We start from the raw sequence: 16,361 nt of genomic DNA on the forward strand, positions 1-16,361 counted from the left end.
GGGTGTCGGGGCCGTCCGGGAACCGGCCGCCGGCCTCCGCGCCCGCGGCGGCTCCGCCGCCGAGCCCGGCGCCGGTCGTCCCGTCCGTCCCCTCCGTGCCGTCCCACCCGGTCAGCACCCGGCTCGCCCACGGCTCCGGCAGCGGCTCGAGGACGTCGAAGACCTCGAACGGCTCGCCGTCCCGGGTGCGGGCAGGGTCGAAGCGCCGTCTCGCCGCGCCCGCGGTGAGCTCGTGGAGCACGGTGACGGCCGCGTCGCGGCGCTGGGCGGGGTCCGGGGTGAGGAGGGCGGCGAGGTGCTCCGCGAGGTCGCCCTGCTCCCCCACCACGGCGCGCGCATCGTTGGGCCCCAGGCTCTCCTGCGGCTCCAGCGAGGGGTCGAGCATCCGCAGCGCGGTGATGCCCGCCGCGTAGAGGTCCTGCGCGGGGTTCGGGTCGGTGAGCTCGTAGGCCTCCGGGGGCAGGTAGCCGGGCGTGCCCACCACGGTGCCCGTCCGGGTCAGCCGGGCGTCCTGGACGCGCACGGCGATGCCGAAGTCGGAGAGGAGGACGTGGGGGCGGCCCGTCCCGGTGCTGTCCAGCATGAGGTTGCCCGGCTTCACGTCCCGGTGCACCCAGCCCTGGGCGTGCACGAACTGCAGGGCCTGGAGCAGCTGGGCGAGAACCTCCTCGGTCAGCTCCACCGAGGCGGCCCCGTTGTCGAGCAGCGCGGACTCCAGGGTGCCGCCGTGCACGAGGGGCATCGCGATGACCACGTGCGCGTCCTCCGCGGCCCACCCGTAGGGGGCGAGCACGTGCGGGTGGTCCAGCTTCACCGACTGCTCCCGCGCGAAGCGCAGCAGGTCCGCGGAGTCGCGCTGGCGCAGCACCTTGGCCGCGCACAGCTGCTGGAGCCGGCCGTCCCAGGCCCGCCACACGGAGCCGCTGCCGCCGCGCGCGATGGGGTCGATGAGGGTGTACCGACCGGCTATGGTGTCCGCCACGAAGTCCGGGCCCGCCTAGCTGCGCATGGCCCGGCGCGCGCTGTCCGTCCGCTGCCGGGCGTTGCCGATGCCGACCGAGGCCCCCAGCACGGTCACGGAGCCGCTGGAGACGAGCACGGGGTTCAGCTCCACGCGGGCGATCTCGGGGTGCCGGTCCTTGAGCAGCGCCACCCGGGCGACGAGGTCCTCGAGCCGGTCGACGTCCGCGGCCGGGACCCCCTGGTGGCCGAAGAGCTTGCGCGAGGCCTTGGGCTCGCGGACCATCCGCCGCACGTCCTGGTCGGTGAGCGGCGGGACCCGGTGGGCCCAGTCCTCGAGGAGGTTCACCGCGTCCCCCGCCATCCCGAACGAGACCACGGGGCCGATCAGGGGGTCCTCGATGGCCCGGAGCACCACCGACTGGCCGGTGGGGGCCATGGCCTGCACCTCGAGGTCGAAGGTGCCGAAGGGGGCGAGCGCCCGGTGCATGGTCTCGATGGCCGCCCGCAGCTGCGCGTCGTCCTGGATGTTGAGCTGCACGCCGCCCAGGTCCAGGCGGTGCCGGAGGTTGGGGTCGGTGGTCTTGAGGGCCACGGGGTAGCCGAGCCGGTCGGCGGCGGCCAGGGCGTCCTCGGGATCGGTGAACCGCTCGCTGGGCAGCAGGCCCACCCCGTAGGTCTCCAGCAGCTCCCGCGCCTGGTCCCCGTCCAGCTCGAGCAGCTCGTCGCCGGTGACGCTGGGCAGGATCTTCTCCACGAAGGTCTCCGCCGCCTCCGCGTCGATGCCCTTCGGCTCGGCGAGGCTGCCCTGGTCCTGGGCGCGCCACCGGGTGTAGTCCACGACCTTGGCGAGCGCGCGCAGGGCCGCCCCCGGGGAGTCGAAGCAGGGCACGTCCAGTCCGTCCTCGGCGTGGTGCAGGGCGGAGACCGCTCCGGGCTCGGTGCTGCCCGTGAAGACGACCACCACGGTCTTGCCGTGCTCCCGCCCCACCCGGCCCACGAGCTCGGCCACGCGCTCCGGCGTGGCACCCGGGATCGGCATCAGCGTGACCACGGCGGAGTCGACGGCCTCGGCGCCGAGGCAGCTGTCGACGGCCGCCCGCAGCGCCTCGAGGGCGTCCTCCCCGCCGTCCGCGGTCCGGACCCCCGCCTGGGTCACCGCGACGTCCAGCCCCAGCTGCATGCACCGGTCCTCCATGAGCTGGCCCAGGGCCAGCGCGTTGGAGACGAGGGCCGTGCGGGCGCCCGCGGGCAGGGGCTGGCCGGCGAGGATCCCGGCCACGTCCATGAGGTGCTCGCTCGTGTCCGCGCGGATCACGCCGGCCTGCCGGAACATCGCGTCCAGGGCCCCCGGCGGGGCCTGGGTGGTGCGCCCGGTGTGGCCGGGCGGCAGCCGGAGACCGGTGACCTCGCTCTTGGCCACAATCACGGGCTTGGTCAGGGACAGCCGGCGGGCGATCCGGGAGAACTTGCGCGGGTTGCCCACGGACTGCAGGTAGAGCCCGCACGCGCGGGTCGCGGCGTCGTCCTCCCAGTACTGCATCATGTCGTTGCCGGAGACGTCGGCCCGGTTGCCGGCGGAGAGGTACGTGGACACGCCCACGTCGTGGCGCAGCGCGGCCGCGTTGAGCATCATGCCGATGGCCCCGGACTGGCTGAACAGCCCCAGCGGGCCCTCCCGCGGCACGGTGGGCAGGATGGAGGCGTTGAAGCGGGACTCCGGGGCCGTGCTGTAGAGACCCAGGCTCGCCGGGCCGACCACGCGCATCCCGTAGGAGCGAGCGCGGCGCACCAGCTCGGTCTGCCGGGCCCGGCCCGCCGCGCCGGCCTCGGCGTACCCGCCCGTGACCACCACGACGGCGCGCACGCCCGCCGCGCCGCACTGGTCCACGACGTCGGCCACCTGGTCGACGGGCACGGCGACCACGGCGAGGTCCACGGGCTCGGGGACCTCCCCGATCGAGGTGGCGTGGGTCATGCCCTCCCGCTCGAAGGGCGTGGGGCTCACCCCGCTGAGCCGGCCGGCGAACCCGGAGGCGACGAGGTGCTCGACCAGCGCGTGCCCGGCGTGGCCGGGGTCCCGCGACGCCCCGATCACGGCGATCGAGGACGGGGAGAGGAGGTCGGCCATGGAGAGGGCCTCGGCGCGGTGCTCCCGCGCGGCCATCACGGCCAGCGACTTCTCGGTCGGGTCGATGTCGAAGCCGACCACCACCACGCCGTCGTCGAACTTGCGGGTGAGCTCGTAGCCCGCCTCCGCGAACACGCGGAGCATCTTGCGGTTCTCGGGCAGGACCTCCGCGGAGAAGTGGTCGATCCCGTTCTCGCGCGCGGCCGCGGCGAGGTGCTCCAGCAGGATCGAGCCGATGCCCCGCCCCTGGTGGGCGTCCGAGATCATGAACGCGACCTCGGCGTCGTCGTGCCGGTCCGTGCGGTCGTAGCGGCCCACGCCGATGATCCGGTCCGCCAGCACCAGCACGAAGCAGACGCGGTCCCGGTGGTCCACGCGGGTGAACCGCTCCAGCTCCCGGGCGGAGAGGGTGGGCTTGTAGGAGAAGAAGCGCAGGTAGATGGAGTTCTCGGACTGCGACTGGTGGAAGGCCAGGAGCGCGTCCTTGTCCTCCGGGGAGATCGGGCGCAGCTGCGCCGTCGCGCCGTCGCGGAGGATGACGTCGGCCTCCCAGTACTCGGGGTACTGCCCGGCGTCGTCCGTGTCCGCGGTCTCTGGAACCATAGACTTCAGGCTAGTAGACAAACCTGCACCGTCAACGGTGCGTCCCGGTGCGTCCCCGCACGATCTCGAACGCCGAGCCGCCGGGCCCGCCCCGGACCGACCCACGACCGAAGGACCCCCCGCTGTGATGGCACGCCGCCGTGCGCCCTCCCGCCCGTCCGCCGAGGACGAGCTGCCCCCCGACTTCCGGGAGAACATCGTCGACATCGACGTGACCTCCGAGATGGAGACGAGCTTCCTCGAGTACTCGTACTCCGTCATCTACTCCCGCGCCCTGCCCGACGCCCGGGACGGGCTCAAGCCCGTGCAGCGGCGCATCCTGTTCATGATGAACCAGATGGGGCTGCGCCCGGACCGCGGCCACGTCAAGAGCGCCCGCGTCGTGGGCGAGGTGATGGGCAAGCTGCACCCGCACGGCGACTCCGCCATCTACGACGCGATGGTCCGGCTCGCCCAGTCCTTCGCGATGCGCCTGCCGCTCGTGGACGGGCACGGCAACTTCGGCTCCCTCGACGACGGCCCCGCCGCCTCCCGCTACACCGAGGCCCGGATGGCCCCGGCCGCCCTGGCGCTGACGGCCGACCTCGACGAGGACGTCGTCGACTTCGTGCCCAACTACGACAACCAGTTCACCCAGCCGGGCGTGCTGCCCGCGGCGTTCCCCAACCTGCTGGTCAACGGCTCCTCCGGCATCGCGGTGGGCATGGCCACGAACATGGCCCCGCACAACCTGCGCGAGGTCGTCGCGGGCGCCCGGCACCTCGTGGAGCACCCCGAGGCGACGCTCGAAGAGCTCATGCGCTTCGTCCCGGGCCCGGACCTGCCCTCGGGCGGGCGGATCGTGGGCCTCGACGGGATCCGGGACGCCTACCGGACCGGGCGCGGCTCCTTCAAGACCCGCGCGAAGGTCTCGGTCGAGCAGATCTCCCCCCGCAAGCAGGGCATCGTCGTCACCCAGCTGCCCTACATGGTGGGGCCCGAGAAGGTCACCGAGAAGATCAAGGAGGCGGCGCAGGCCAAGAAGCTCCAGGGCGTCTCCGACGTCGTGGACCTGACCGACCGCAAGAACGGCCTGCGGCTGGTCATCGAGGTCAAGAACGGCTTCAACCCGCAGGCCGTCCTCCAGCAGCTCTACAAGTACACGCCCATGGAGGACTCCTTCGGGATCAACAACGTTGCCCTCGTGGACGGACGGCCCCGCACCATGGGCCTCCTGGAGCTGCTGCGGGTCTACGTGGAGCACCGGCTGTCGGTGGTCCGGCGGCGCACCGGCTTCCGGCTGGCCAAGCGGCGCGACCGCCTGCACCTGGTCGAGGGCCTGCTCGTGGCGATCGTCGACATCGACGAGGTCATCCAGATCATCCGCTCCTCCGACGAGACCGCCGTGGCCCGGGAACGGCTCATGGCCGTGTACGACCTCAGCCGCGTGCAGGCCGACCACATCCTCGAGCTGCGGCTGCGGCAGCTGACCAAGTACTCGCGGATCGAGCTCGAGAAGGAGCAGGAGGAGCTGCGCCGGGAGATCGCCGAGCTCGAGGAGACCCTCGCCTCGGACTCGCGGCTGCGGGCCCTGGTCTCCGCGGAGCTCGCGGAGGTCGCGGAGGTCCACGGCGACGACCGGCGCACCGAGCTGCTGGAGTCGGAGGCCCTGCCGGCGCCCGTCGCCGCGGCGGCGGCCCCCGCACCGGGGCGGACGGCGGCGGGCGGGCTCGCGCTCGAGATCGCCGACGACCCCTGCTGGGTCTTCCTGTCCACCTCGGGCCAGCTCGCCCGCACGCCCTCCCAGGTCCCGCTGGTGGACCCGCCCCGGCGGATCAAGCACGACGCCCTGGTCTCCGCGGTGCGCGCCACCGCCCGCGGGGAGATCGGGGCGGTCACGTCCACCGGGCGCATGCTGCGCGTCCAGGTGATGGACGTGCCCGTGCTGACCGCCTTCGAGGGCACCCCGAAGCTGGGCGACGGCGTCCCGGTCAAGGATTTCCTCACCCTCGGCCGCGGGGAGCGGCTCGTGGGGCTCGCGCCGCTCAACGCGGTGCTGGCCCTGGGCACCCGCAACGGCGTGGTCAAGCGGGTCAGCCCCGAGTATCCGCTCAACCGCGAGGACTGGGAGGTCATCACGCTCAAGGACGACGACGAGGTGGTCGGCCTCGCCGAGTCCGCCGCCGCGGAGGACGAGCTGGTGTTCGTGACCCGGGACGGGAAGCTGCTGCACTTCGAGGCCGGTGCGGTGCGCCCCCAGGGCCGGACCGCGGGCGGCGTCGCCGGGGTCAAGCTGGTCGCGGGGGACGCCGTGGTCTTCTTCGGGGCGGTCCGCGCCGCGGACGAGACGCCCGTGGTCGTGACCCTCGCCCGCGCCGACGAGGTGCTGCCCGGCATGTCGCAGTACTCGGTGAAGGTCACCCCGTTCTCGGAGTACCCGCCCAAGGGCCGGGCCACCGGAGGGGTGCGCGCGCACCGGTTCCTCAAGGGCGAGACGGGACTGGCCCTGGCCTGGGTGGGGCACGGACCGGCCAAGGCGGTCGCGGCCTCGGGCGTGGCCCGGGCCCTGCCCACCGAGCACGGGCGCCGGGACGGCTCGGGCGTGCCCACCGACCAGGTGATCGACGCGGTGGGCCCGGCCTACGGCTGAGGCTCAGCGGCGGGGCCCGAGCAGCCCCATCTGCTCCACCGCCGCCCGCTCCTCCTCGAGCTCCCGGACGGAGCGGTCGATGCGGGCGCGGGAGAACTCGTCCAGCTCGAGGTCCGGCACGATCGCTGCCCGGCCGTCCCGGCAGACCACCGGGAACGAGCTGACGAGTCCCTCCGGCACGCCGTAGGAGCCGTCGGACGCGACCGCCATGGACGTCCACGTGCCCTCGGGGGTGCCCAGGACCCAGTCGCGGACGTGGCACAGGGCCGCGTGGGCCGCCGAGGCCACCGAGGAGCCGCCGCGCACGTCGATGATCTCCGCGCCGCGGCGCGCCACCCGGGGGATGAAGGTGTCGTCCACCCAGGCGAGGTCGTGGCCTTCCCCGGCCAGCACCTCGAGCGCCGGCCGGCCCCCGACCGTGGCGTGGGTCAGGTCGGGGTACTGGCTCGCCGAGTGGTTGCCCCACACGGCCACGCCGTCGATCTCGTCGACGCGGGCCCCGGTGGTCGCGGCGAGCTGGGCCAGCGCGCGGTGGTGGTCGAGCCGGGTGAGGGCGGTGAAGCGCTCGCGCGGGACGTCCGGGGCGTGCGAGGCGGCGATGTAGGCGTTGGTGTTGGCGGGGTTGCCGACCACCACGGCCCGGAAGTCCTCGGCGGCGCCGCGGTTGACGGCCCGCCCCTGGACCGAGAAGATCCCGGCGTTGGCCTCGAGCAGGTCGGACCGCTCCATGCCCTGGGACCGGGGGCGGGCCCCGATGAGCAGCCCCACCGAGGCGCCGTCGAACGCGGCGTCCGCGTCCTCGAAGACCTCCACGCCGTCGAGCAGCGGGAACGCCCCGTCCTGCAGCTCCAGGGCGGTGCCCTCCGCGGCCCGCCGCGCCTGCGGGAGCTCGAGCAGGTGCAGGCGGACGGGGGTGCCGGGGCCGAGGAGGTCACCCGCCGCGGCCCGGAAGACGGTGGCGTAGCCGATCTGGCCCGCGGCACCGGTCACGGTGACGGTGACTGGCCGGGGCCGGCCGGGTGCGGGGGACGGGGTGTGCGGGCCGGTGGCGGTCATGCGGGGTCCTTCCTCGGGGACGGTCGCTCGTCCCTGCCCAGCGTAGCGGCCGCACCAGGGCACCGGCCCTCGGTGCGCCCGCCGTCCCGCGCGCTCAGGCGTCGATGCGCTCCTGGTCCAGGTGCGTGGCGCCCTCGATGATGAAGTCCTTGCGCGGGGCCACCTCGGAGCCCATGAGCAGGGAGAAGGCGTGCTCGGCGGCCTCGGCGTCCTCCACCCGGATCCGGCGCAGCATCCGGTGCCGGACGTCCATGGTCGTCTCCGCGAGCTGGTCCGCGTCCATCTCGCCCAGGCCCTTGTAGCGCTGGATGGGCTCCTTGTACCGCCGCCCCTCCGCCTCGAGCCGGGCGAGCAGGTCCGTGAGCTCGCGCTCGGAGTACGTGTAGACCATCTCGTTGGCCTTGCCGCCGGCGTTGACGATCTCCACCCGGTGCAGCGGGGGCACCGCCGCGTAGACCCGCCCGGCCTCCACGAGCGGGCGCATGTAGCGGTAGAACAGCGTGAGCAGCAGGGTGCGGATGTGCGCGCCGTCGACGTCGGCGTCCGTCATCATGATGACCTTGCCGTAGCGGGCGGCGGTGAGGTCGAAGGTGCGCCCCGAGCCGGCGCCGATGACCTGGATGAGCGCGGCGCACTCCGTGTTGGCGAGCATGTCCGTGATGGACGCCTTCTGCACGTTGAGGATCTTGCCGCGGATCGGCAGCAGCGCCTGGTAGTTGGAGGACCGGGCCAGCCGCGCCGTGCCGAGCGCGGAGTCGCCCTCCACGATGAACAGCTCGGAGCGCTCCACGTCGTTCGAGCGGCACTCGACGAGCTTGGCCGGCATCGAGGAGGTCTCCAGGGCGTTCTTGCGCCGCTGGGTCTCCTTGTGCACCCGCGCGGAGATGCGGGACTTCATCTCCGCCACGACCTTCTCGAGCAGCTGCCCGGCCTGCTGCTTGTCGTGGCGGCCGGTGGCCGTGAGCTTGGCGGTCAGCTCCTTCTCGATCACCCGGCTCACGATCTGGCGCACGGCCGGGGTGCCCAGGACCTCCTTGGTCTGGCCCTCGAACTGCGGCTCCGCCAGCCGCACCGTGAGCACGGCCGTGAGCCCGGCCAGGACGTCGTCCTTCTCGATCTTGTCGCTGCCGGCCTTGAGCTTGCGGGCGTTGGCCTCGATCTGCTTCCGGAACGTCTTCAGCAGGGCCGCCTCGAAGCCGGCCTGGTGGGTGCCGCCCTTGGGGGTCGCGATGATGTTCACGAACGAGCGCAGGGACGTGTCGTAGCCGATGCCCCAGCGCAGGGCGACGTCGACCTCGCACGTGCGGTCCAGCTCCGTGAGCTTGGAGCGGCCGTTCTCGTCCAGGACCGGGACGTTCTCCTTGAACCGGCCCTCGCCCTGGAACCGCCACACGTCGGTGACCGAGCTGTCGGCGGCGAGGTACTCCACGAACTCGGAGATCCCGCCGTCGTGCTGGAACACCTCCTCGTGGGTCCCGAACTCCCCCGGCGTGCCGGGCAGGCCCCGCTGGTCGCGCACGGTGATGCGCAGCCCGGGGATCAGGAACGAGGTCTGGCGGGCGCGCTTGGCGAGCTCCTCGTAGCTGAACCGGGCGTCCGCCGTGAAGATCTGCTCGTCCGCCCAGTACCGGATCCGGGTGCCGGTGACGCCCCGCTTGGCCTTGCCGACGACGTCGAGCACCGACCCCTCCACGAACGGCTCGAACCGGGCGTGCGGGGAGGGCCGGCCCTGGTCCACGAAGCGGCCGGGCTCGCCGTGCCGGAAGGACATCTGGTAGGTTTTCCCGCCGCGGTCCACCTGGACGTCCAGGCGGGCGGAGAGCGCGTTGACCACCGAGGCGCCCACGCCGTGCAGGCCGCCGGAGGCGCTGTAGGAGCCGCCGCCGAACTTCCCGCCCGCGTGCAGCTTGGTGAAGACGACCTCCACGCCGGTCAGCCCGGTGCGCGGCTCGAGGTCGATGGGGATGCCGCGGCCGTCGTCGTGGACCTCCACGGCGCCGTCGGCGTGCAGGACCACCGTGATCTGGTGGCCGAAGCCGGCGAGGGCCTCGTCCACGGAGTTGTCGATGATCTCCCACATGCAGTGCATCAGCCCGCGGGAGTCGGTGGAGCCGATGTACATGCCCGGCCGCTTCCGGACGGCCTCGAGGCCCTCGAGGACGGAGAGGTGGCGGGCGTTGTACTCGGAACGGGACGGTGTCACGGGGATACGACTCCTGGGGGACGGCGGGATTCCCCACCACTGTAGTCCCGGCGGCGGACACCGCAGGCCCGGGCGCGGGTCACGCGGACGCGACCCCGGCCGGCACCGTGACCTACGCCCGGGGCGAAAAACGGCCTCCGCCGGAATCGATTGTCCGAGGGTCGTGGTTGTATAGAGCAGTACCCCGACGCGTCCACGAGACCCCGGGTACCCGCACCGGCGGCCCCGTGCCCCGTGCAACGAGTACGACCCAGGAGGAGGATCCCGTGAACGCAACATTGGAGAGCCGAGAGCTCAATGCGACCGACCGCTGCGACGCGTGCGGCGCCCAGGCCTACGTCCGAGTGATCCTCGAGTCGACGGGCGGTGAGCTGCTGTTCTGCGCTCACCACGCGCGCAAGAACGAGCAGAAGCTGCGGCCGCTGGCGGCCACCTGGCAGGACGAGACCGAGCGCATCGGTTCCTGACCGGGCGACCGCCCAGGGCGGTCGACACAGGAGGGCCCCGACACCTGGTGTCGGGGCCCTCCTGCGTGTCCGGTCCTCGCCCCGGTCACCGGAGCGGTGCGCGGGTCCCGGGCGTGGTCGCCCCGCGCCCGGAGGATCTCCGGGCGCGGGGACGGCCGGTCAGTCGAGGTAGTCGCGCAGCACCTGCGAGCGGGACGGGTGGCGCAGCTTGGACATCGTCTTGGACTCTATCTGCCGGATGCGCTCACGCGTCACGCCGTAGACCTTGCCGATCTCGTCGAGCGTCTTGGGCTGGCCGTCGGTCAGGCCGAAGCGCATCGCCACGACCCCCGCCTCCCGCTCGGAGAGGGTGTCCAGGACCGAGTGCAGCTGCTCCTGCAGGAGCGTGAAGCTCACGGCGTCCGCGGGGACCACGGCCTCGGAGTCCTCGATGAGGTCGCCGAACTCCGAGTCGCCGTCCTCCCCCAGCGGGGTGTGCAGCGAGATCGGCTCACGGCCGTACTTCTGCACCTCGACGACCTTCTCGGGCGTCATGTCGAGCTCGTTCGCCAGCTCCTCCGGGGTGGGCTCCCGGCCGAGGTCCTGCAGCATCTGGCGCTGGACGCGGGCGAGCTTGTTGATGACCTCGACCATGTGCACCGGGATGCGGATGGTGCGGGCCTGGTCGGCCATGGCACGGGTGATGGCCTGGCGGATCCACCAGGTGGCGTACGTGGAGAACTTGAAGCCCTTGGTGTAGTCGAACTTCTCGACCGCGCGGATCAGTCCGAGGTTGCCCTCCTGGATGAGGTCCAGGAACAGCATGCCGCGACCGGTGTAGCGCTTCGCGAGCGAGACGACCAGGCGCAGGTTGGCCTCGAGCAGGTGGTTCTTGGCGCGCTTGCCGTCGTGGATGACCCAGCGCAGCTCCTTGCGGGTCTGCGGGTCGAGGCTGTCCTTCCCGTCCGCGAGCTTGTGCTCCGCGTACAGGCCGGCCTCGATCCGCAGCGCCAGGTCCACCTCCTGCTCGGCGTTCAGCAGCGCGACCTTGCCGATCTGCTTGAGGTAGTCCTTGACCGGGTCGGCGGTGGCGCCGGCCGAGACGACCTGCTGGGCCGGGGCGTCGTCGTCGTCGTTGTTGGTGATGACGAAGCCGGAGGTCTTCTCGTCCTTGGGCGCTGGGACGGCCGGCGCGTCCTCGGGCGCGGCCTCCTCCTCCGCGTCGGCGTCCTCGTCCACGTCGGGCTCGATCACCCCGGCCTCGTCGGTCAGTGCGGTCTCGATGTCGGCGTCGTCGGTGACGACGACGTCCTCCTCGGGCTCCCCGGCGACGGCCAGGGCGTCCTTGTCCGCCGGGGCCGCGGCCTTCTTGCGGCCCGCGGCCTTCGGTGCGGCCGGGGGCTTGCTCGCGGCGGTCCTGGTCGCGGTCGACCGGCCGGCGGTGGACTTCGTCGAGGCGGCCGCGGTGGCGCTCTTGGGAGCGGTGGACTTCGCGGCGGTGGACTTCGCCGCCGTGGTCTTCTTCGCGGCCACGGTCTTCTTGGTCGCGGTCGACTTCGCAGCGGCGGTCTTCGCCCGCGGCGACGTGCCCGTGGTGCCGGACGGCGACCGAGCGTCCCCGGTGCCCGGGGTCTCGGCGGCGGTGTCCGTCGTCTTGTTGCTGGCGGCAGGTGACACTGAGAGCCTTTCGTTGAGCGGTCACGGCGTCCGCCCTCGGGGCAACACGCCTATGACCCTGTCAAGTCCGTGCGCCGGGCAGTGTCCGGCGCGGCGGGCTTGAAGGGTCCTGACAGCCGGAACCACCCGTGGGCGGGATTTGTTCCCGCTCGACCGGACGGACCCGAAAAAGCTCGTCGCACGGGGCTCAGGAGTGCCAGGCGGTGGCACGGTCCCGGGCCCAGAGCGGCACGGGCCGGGCGTCGGCGAGGCGGAGCACGCGCAGCGCGGGCGGGTGTCCGGGGAGCAGCGCCGTGGCCCGGCGCACGAAGTGCGCGGTGTGGGAGCCGCGCGCCCGGAACCGGTTGAGCTGCGCGAGCTCGACCAGCACGCCCGCGAGCACAGCCCGGCCCCGCGCCTCGTCGTCCGTCCGCGCCGCGTCGCCCGTCCCCGCGGAATCCTCGGCCGCTCCGCCTGCCGCCCCCGCACCGGGCTCCGGTCCGGGCCCCGGTCCCAGCCCCGTGGGCTCCAGGAGCCAGCCGAGCACCTGGAGCACCCGGTAGAGGGTGTCGAGCAGCGACCAGTGCGGGGTCTCCGCCCACTCGCCGGAGAGCACGCGGGAGAGCCGGACCAGCTCCCCCGCGTCCGGCACGGGCACCCGGGCGGCGGCCGGGCCGGACGCGGTGCCGCAGCGACCGGCCGCCGGTCGGCGGGGCAGCGGCGGGACGCCCGGAGGGAGGGGCGCCCGGGTCGGCCCGATCGGAACGCCCGGGGCGTCGGGTCCGTCCACCCGGTCGTCGACGTCGTCGCACAGCTCGGCCCACATCGCGGCGGCCGCGAGGACGCCGTCGAGGTCGTCCGTGGCGCAGGCGGCCAGGAGCAGGTCTGCGAGCACGGGGTCGGCCAGGCTCGCGGCCAGGAAGCCGAGCAGGTCGTCGTCGTGGTCCAGCACCGCGGGCACCGCATCCCCCGGCGCGCCCCGGACCGTGGCGAGCACGTCGGTCCAGACGGACAGTGCGGGCCCGAGGCGGTCCAGGTGGTGCCATGCGTCCGCACCGGCCCGTGCCCAGCGGACCGCGGCCTGCCCGGCGGCACGGGCGGTGCCGGCGGGCAGCGCCCCGTACTCCTGGTCCATGGCGAGCCGCGGGGCCGCCGCGTAGGAGCTGCCCGAGGCCACGAGCGCGGCGTTGACGGCGCTGTCCTCGATGTCCGCGACGTCCTGGACGTCGGCCGGGTCCTCGGCCGGCCACCAGCGGTCGCCGGCCACGATCCAGCGCGCCGCCACCGCCCGCCCCGCGCGTCGGGCGGCCTCGTCCACGACGGCGAGCACACCGTCCACCGCGGCGGGTGGCGCCGCGGCCCCGGACGGGTCCCCGGGCGGCGGCGACGTGTACACGATGACGAAGACCCGGTCGCTCAGGGTGTCGTGGGCGACGAGGTCGGCGAGCTCGGCGACGAAGGCCTCCCCGAGGCGTTCGTCGGACGGGCCGGCCGGGAGGTCGACGCGCACGCACGCCCCTGCCGTCCCGCCGCCGGCGGCGAACAGGACGAGGGAGTCGGCGGGCCAGTAGCCGAGCGTGTGCGGCACGACGGCCAGCAGGTCGGCCGCGCACCGGACGACGGGGACGAAGGGGTCTCGGATGGGGTGCTGTCTCATGCGCCCAGCCTGGGCACCGGCCGGTACAGGGGCACGCGCCGGGGCGCGGTCTGTGGACGGCCGGCGGGTCGGGGGCCCGGCGCCCGGCGCGGTGCAGTGCCGACGGGACCGGCCGGCCGGTCAGGCGGCGTCGTGCCCGTGCTGCCGGCGCACCCGCCGGACGGTGGCCAGCACGCCCGCGGCGCCCGCCGCAGCGACCAGGAACTGCGCCGCGATCGCGACCCGGAACGCGTCGGGAGCGTACAGCTCGTCGCGGAAGCCCGCGGCGTGGAGCACGTCGAGCACGAAGCCGGTGACGAAGATGGCCAGCACCGAGGCCGTGAAGCCACCGACGTTGACGATGCCCGTGGCGGTGCCCGAGCGGCGGGCCGGGTTGAAGCTGCGGGTGATGTCGAAGGCGATCATGGAGGCCGGCATGCTGATCGCGATGACGCACACGGCGGCCAGCACCACCGGGACGGGGGCCGTCCCGGGCCAGACCAGCAGGACCGTCCACGCCGCGAAGATCACGGCGGTCACCCCCAGCGACAGCCGCACCCGGCGGTGCGGGTGGCGGGCGGAGAGCCCGCCGAGGCCGAGGGCCACGGCCAGGTTGGTCACCACGAAGGAGGTCATCACCAGGGAGATCGTGGTGTCCGACAGGTCCTGGGCGTACTCGAGATAGGGGTAGCCCCACATCAGCACGAACGTGTTGCCCGCGAACTGGGTGGTGAAGTGCACCCAGAAGCCGAGCCGGGTGCCGGGCTCGGCCACGCTCTCCCGGAGCACCCGGCCGGTCCGCCGCAGGCCCAGCGCCGGGTTCAGGACCTCCACCCCGGGGGGCGCGTTGCGCAGCAGGGTCGCGGCGAGCACGGCGGCGAGCAGCGCGAGGGAGGCCAGCGCCGCGAAGGACGGGAACCACCCGGTGAGCTCGAGCAGCCACGCGAACGGGATGACGGACACCAGCTGGCCGAGGTTGCCGACCACGCCCAGGAACTGGGTCAGCGGCGGCACGCGCAGCGCGGAGAACCAGGCGGGGATCAGGCGCATCACGCACACGAAGGTGGTCGCGTCGCCCGCGCCCACGAGCACGCGGGCGGCCACGCCCTCGCCGACCGTGTCGGCCAGGGCCAGCTGGACCTGCCCGGCCGTCATGAGCAGCGCCCCGGCGGCGACCATGACGCGGGAGCCGAAGCGGTCCACGAGCACGCCGACGGGGATCTGCAGCGCCGCGTAGACGAGGACCTGCATGAGCGAGAACATCGACAGCGCGGAGGCCGCGGTGCCGAAGCGCTCGGCCGCGTCGACCGACGCCACGCCGAAGCTGGTGCGCTGCGCCACGGCGCTGAAGTAGGCGAAGGTGCCGATCGCGAAGACCAGGTAGGCGCGGCGGGAGTCCTTGCCGGGCTCGTGGGCCCGGTACCGGTCGGACGGCATGCACTTCGCTCTCGGGGGGACGGGACCGGGCCGGGACCCGGGACGGCGGGACCGCCCCGGACGGCGCCGGACCGCCCCGCGCGCCGGCCGGGCTCAGTCCTGGTCGTCCTCCTGGGCGGCGAGGAAGGCCTCGGCCGCGGCGCCGATCTCGTCGGCGTCGGGGAGCTCGGACTCGTCCCCCACCAGCAGGGAGCGCGGGACCGAGGCGTCGACGACGTCATCGTAGCGCTGTTCCAGTCCTGCCACGACCGCCTGCACCTCGGGCGAGGCGCCGACCTGCTGGTCGATCTGGCGCTCGATCTCGCGGGCCGCCTCGCGCAGCTCGTCCGAGGGCAGGGTCAGCGAGGTGACGGCGCTGATGTGCTCGAGGGCGGCCACGGCGGCGTGCGGCAGGTGCGCCTCGGCCAGGTACTGCGGGACGTGCACGGTGAAGCCGATGTTGTCGATCCCCGCTTCGCCCAGCCGGATCTCGAGGAGCTGCGCGGCCGACGAGCTCATCTCCACGACCGGCTTCCACGCGTGCTCGGCGGGGAGCAGGTCGGCCCGGTTGCCGTGCACCGAGACGATGAACGGACGGGTGTGCGGGACGGGCATGGGGATTCCCGAGACGATGGCCACGAGGGACACGTCCATCCGCCGGGCCAGGCCCACGACGGCCTCGGTGAACCGGTTCCACTGCAGATCCGGCTCCGGGCCCGTCAGCAGCGCGAAGCTGCGCCCCAGACCGTCCGTGACGAGCCGGAGGGACAGCTCGGGGGTCTGGAAGCCCTCGAAGTGGTCCTCCACGAAGCTCACGTGCGGGCGGCGGGCCCGGTAGTCGTAGAGCTGGTCCAGGTCGAAACGGGCCACGACCTCGTGCGGGAGGGCCTCGGTGATGGTGTGCTCGATCTGCACGGCCACGTGCCCTGCCTCCGCGTAGCCGGACAGGGCGACGATCAGCGGCAGTCCGCGAACCCGGGCGTCCTCGAGCAGAGCGGGGTTGCTCAGGTACAGCGAGGTGGGGTCCAGCACAGCTCTTCCTCCTGGGGTGGGTCGGTTCCGGGCGTCCGTGGGGAGACCGGTGGGAGCACGCCTGCAACGGCGGGCCCGGATCATTTCAACCGTCCGCGGGCACCGCGTTATTCCCCGCCGATCCCGCGGGGCCCGCCCCGTGCGTCCGGGCCCCGGCGGTGCGCCGGCCGGGGATAGGATCGACAGCACGCCTGCTGGGCCGGTCCAGACCTCAGCGAAAGGACGATCCATGCCCGACGTACAGGACCTGCTCGAACCCCGTGGCATCGAGCTCACCGCCACGCACAAGGCCCTGGGCCGGACGCCGGCCCACGCGCTCGTGCTCGGGGTGGCGAAGGGACAGCACGGCGACGGCTCGGGCCGTGTCCTGCTCCCCGCCGGTGAGCAGCGACGGCTCGCCCCCGTGGTGGAGGCCGCGGCGGCGCTGCGCGTGAAGGGTGCCGCCGACGAGGTGACCGTGGTGCCGGCCCCGTCCGGGCTGCCGTTCGCCGTGGTGGTCCTCACCGGGGTCGGCGCCCTGCCCGCCGGGACCGCGGAGCGCGCCGAGGTGCTGCGCCGGGCCGTGGGCGCCGCCGTGCGGCGGCTCGCCGGCA

The 16,361-nt window shown here is 73.6% G+C and carries 11 protein-coding genes; 3 read left to right on the forward strand and 8 right to left on the reverse strand.

Translation table 11 applies throughout. The annotated features are described in order from the left end of the window. Both CRM73_RS13855 and CRM73_RS13860 read right to left on the reverse strand, forming a co-directional pair. Positions 1 to 982 (reverse strand): protein kinase (locus CRM73_RS13855; protein WP_229588137.1); only part of this gene is annotated, 982 nt, incomplete at its 3' end. A gap of 15 nt (positions 983 to 997) precedes the next feature. After that, positions 998 to 3,694: a GNAT family N-acetyltransferase gene (locus CRM73_RS13860; protein WP_017834168.1), complete on the reverse strand. Its 2,697-nt coding sequence runs from the start codon at positions 3,692 to 3,694 to the stop codon at positions 998 to 1,000. A 127-nt stretch (positions 3,695 to 3,821) separates the two neighbouring features. On the opposite strand from CRM73_RS13860, the gene CRM73_RS13865 reads away from it, so the two are divergent. Next, entirely contained in the window at positions 3,822 to 6,323 is a 2,502-nt protein-coding gene (locus CRM73_RS13865) for a DNA topoisomerase (ATP-hydrolyzing) subunit A (RefSeq protein ID WP_017834167.1), read from the forward strand. Positions 6,324 to 6,326: 3 nt separating this feature from the next. Here CRM73_RS13865 and CRM73_RS13870 read toward each other — a convergent pair whose 3' ends face one another. Continuing rightward, the gene (locus CRM73_RS13870) at positions 6,327 to 7,379 is read right to left on the reverse strand and encodes a malate dehydrogenase (RefSeq protein WP_229588139.1); all 1,053 of its coding nucleotides are present in this window, start codon (positions 7,377 to 7,379) and stop codon (positions 6,327 to 6,329) included. Between the two features lie 94 nt (positions 7,380 to 7,473). After that, positions 7,474 to 9,582, reverse strand: a complete 2,109-nt coding sequence (locus CRM73_RS13875; RefSeq protein ID WP_095651741.1) for a type IIA DNA topoisomerase subunit B — start codon at positions 9,580 to 9,582, stop codon at positions 7,474 to 7,476. Between the two features lie 266 nt (positions 9,583 to 9,848). Here CRM73_RS13875 and CRM73_RS13880 point away from each other — a divergent pair, with 266 nt between their 5' ends. Beyond that, positions 9,849 to 10,049 (forward strand): hypothetical protein, encoded by a 201-nt coding sequence (locus CRM73_RS13880; protein WP_017834164.1) that lies wholly within the window; start codon positions 9,849 to 9,851, stop codon positions 10,047 to 10,049. Positions 10,050 to 10,208: 159 nt separating this feature from the next. Here CRM73_RS13880 and CRM73_RS13885 read toward each other — a convergent pair whose 3' ends face one another. The 4 genes from CRM73_RS13885 to CRM73_RS13900 form a co-directional block, all read right to left on the reverse strand. Next, complete coding sequence (locus CRM73_RS13885) at positions 10,209 to 11,705, reverse strand: RNA polymerase sigma factor (protein WP_031283343.1); 1,497 nt, start codon at positions 11,703 to 11,705, stop codon at positions 10,209 to 10,211. Positions 11,706 to 11,892: 187 nt separating this feature from the next. Next, positions 11,893 to 13,341, reverse strand: a complete 1,449-nt coding sequence (locus CRM73_RS13890; protein WP_229588141.1) for a DUF4192 family protein — start codon at positions 13,339 to 13,341, stop codon at positions 11,893 to 11,895. A gap of 120 nt (positions 13,342 to 13,461) precedes the next feature. Then, entirely contained in the window at positions 13,462 to 14,757 is a 1,296-nt protein-coding gene (locus CRM73_RS13895; protein ID WP_017834160.1) for a nitrate/nitrite transporter, read from the reverse strand. Between the two features lie 93 nt (positions 14,758 to 14,850). Beyond that, positions 14,851 to 15,768: a proteasome assembly chaperone family protein gene (locus CRM73_RS13900; protein WP_017834159.1), complete on the reverse strand. Its 918-nt coding sequence runs from the start codon at positions 15,766 to 15,768 to the stop codon at positions 14,851 to 14,853. Positions 15,769 to 15,997: 229 nt separating this feature from the next. On the opposite strand from CRM73_RS13900, the gene CRM73_RS13905 reads away from it, so the two are divergent. After that, positions 15,998 to 16,361: M17 family peptidase N-terminal domain-containing protein (locus tag CRM73_RS13905; RefSeq protein WP_305067805.1), on the forward strand; the 364-nt coding region annotated here is incomplete at its 3' end.

This window comes from Kocuria sp. CCUG 69068 (assembly GCF_020833785.1).
GTDB lineage: Bacteria > Actinomycetota > Actinomycetes > Actinomycetales > Micrococcaceae > Kocuria > Kocuria rosea.

Excerpts from the sequence above, each read along its gene's own strand:
- CRM73_RS13860 (WP_017834168.1), bottom strand. The coding sequence starts at position 3,694 with ATGGTTCCAGAGACCGCGGACACGGACGACGCCGGGCAGTACCCCGAG.
- CRM73_RS13865 (WP_017834167.1), top strand. The coding sequence starts at position 3,822 with ATGGCACGCCGCCGTGCGCCCTCCCGCCCGTCCGCCGAGGACGAGCTG.
- CRM73_RS13870 (WP_229588139.1), bottom strand. The coding sequence starts at position 7,379 with ATGACCGCCACCGGCCCGCACACCCCGTCCCCCGCACCCGGCCGGCCC.
- CRM73_RS13890 (WP_229588141.1), bottom strand. The coding sequence starts at position 13,341 with ATGAGACAGCACCCCATCCGAGACCCCTTCGTCCCCGTCGTCCGGTGC.
- CRM73_RS13895 (WP_017834160.1), bottom strand. The coding sequence starts at position 14,757 with ATGCCGTCCGACCGGTACCGGGCCCACGAGCCCGGCAAGGACTCCCGC.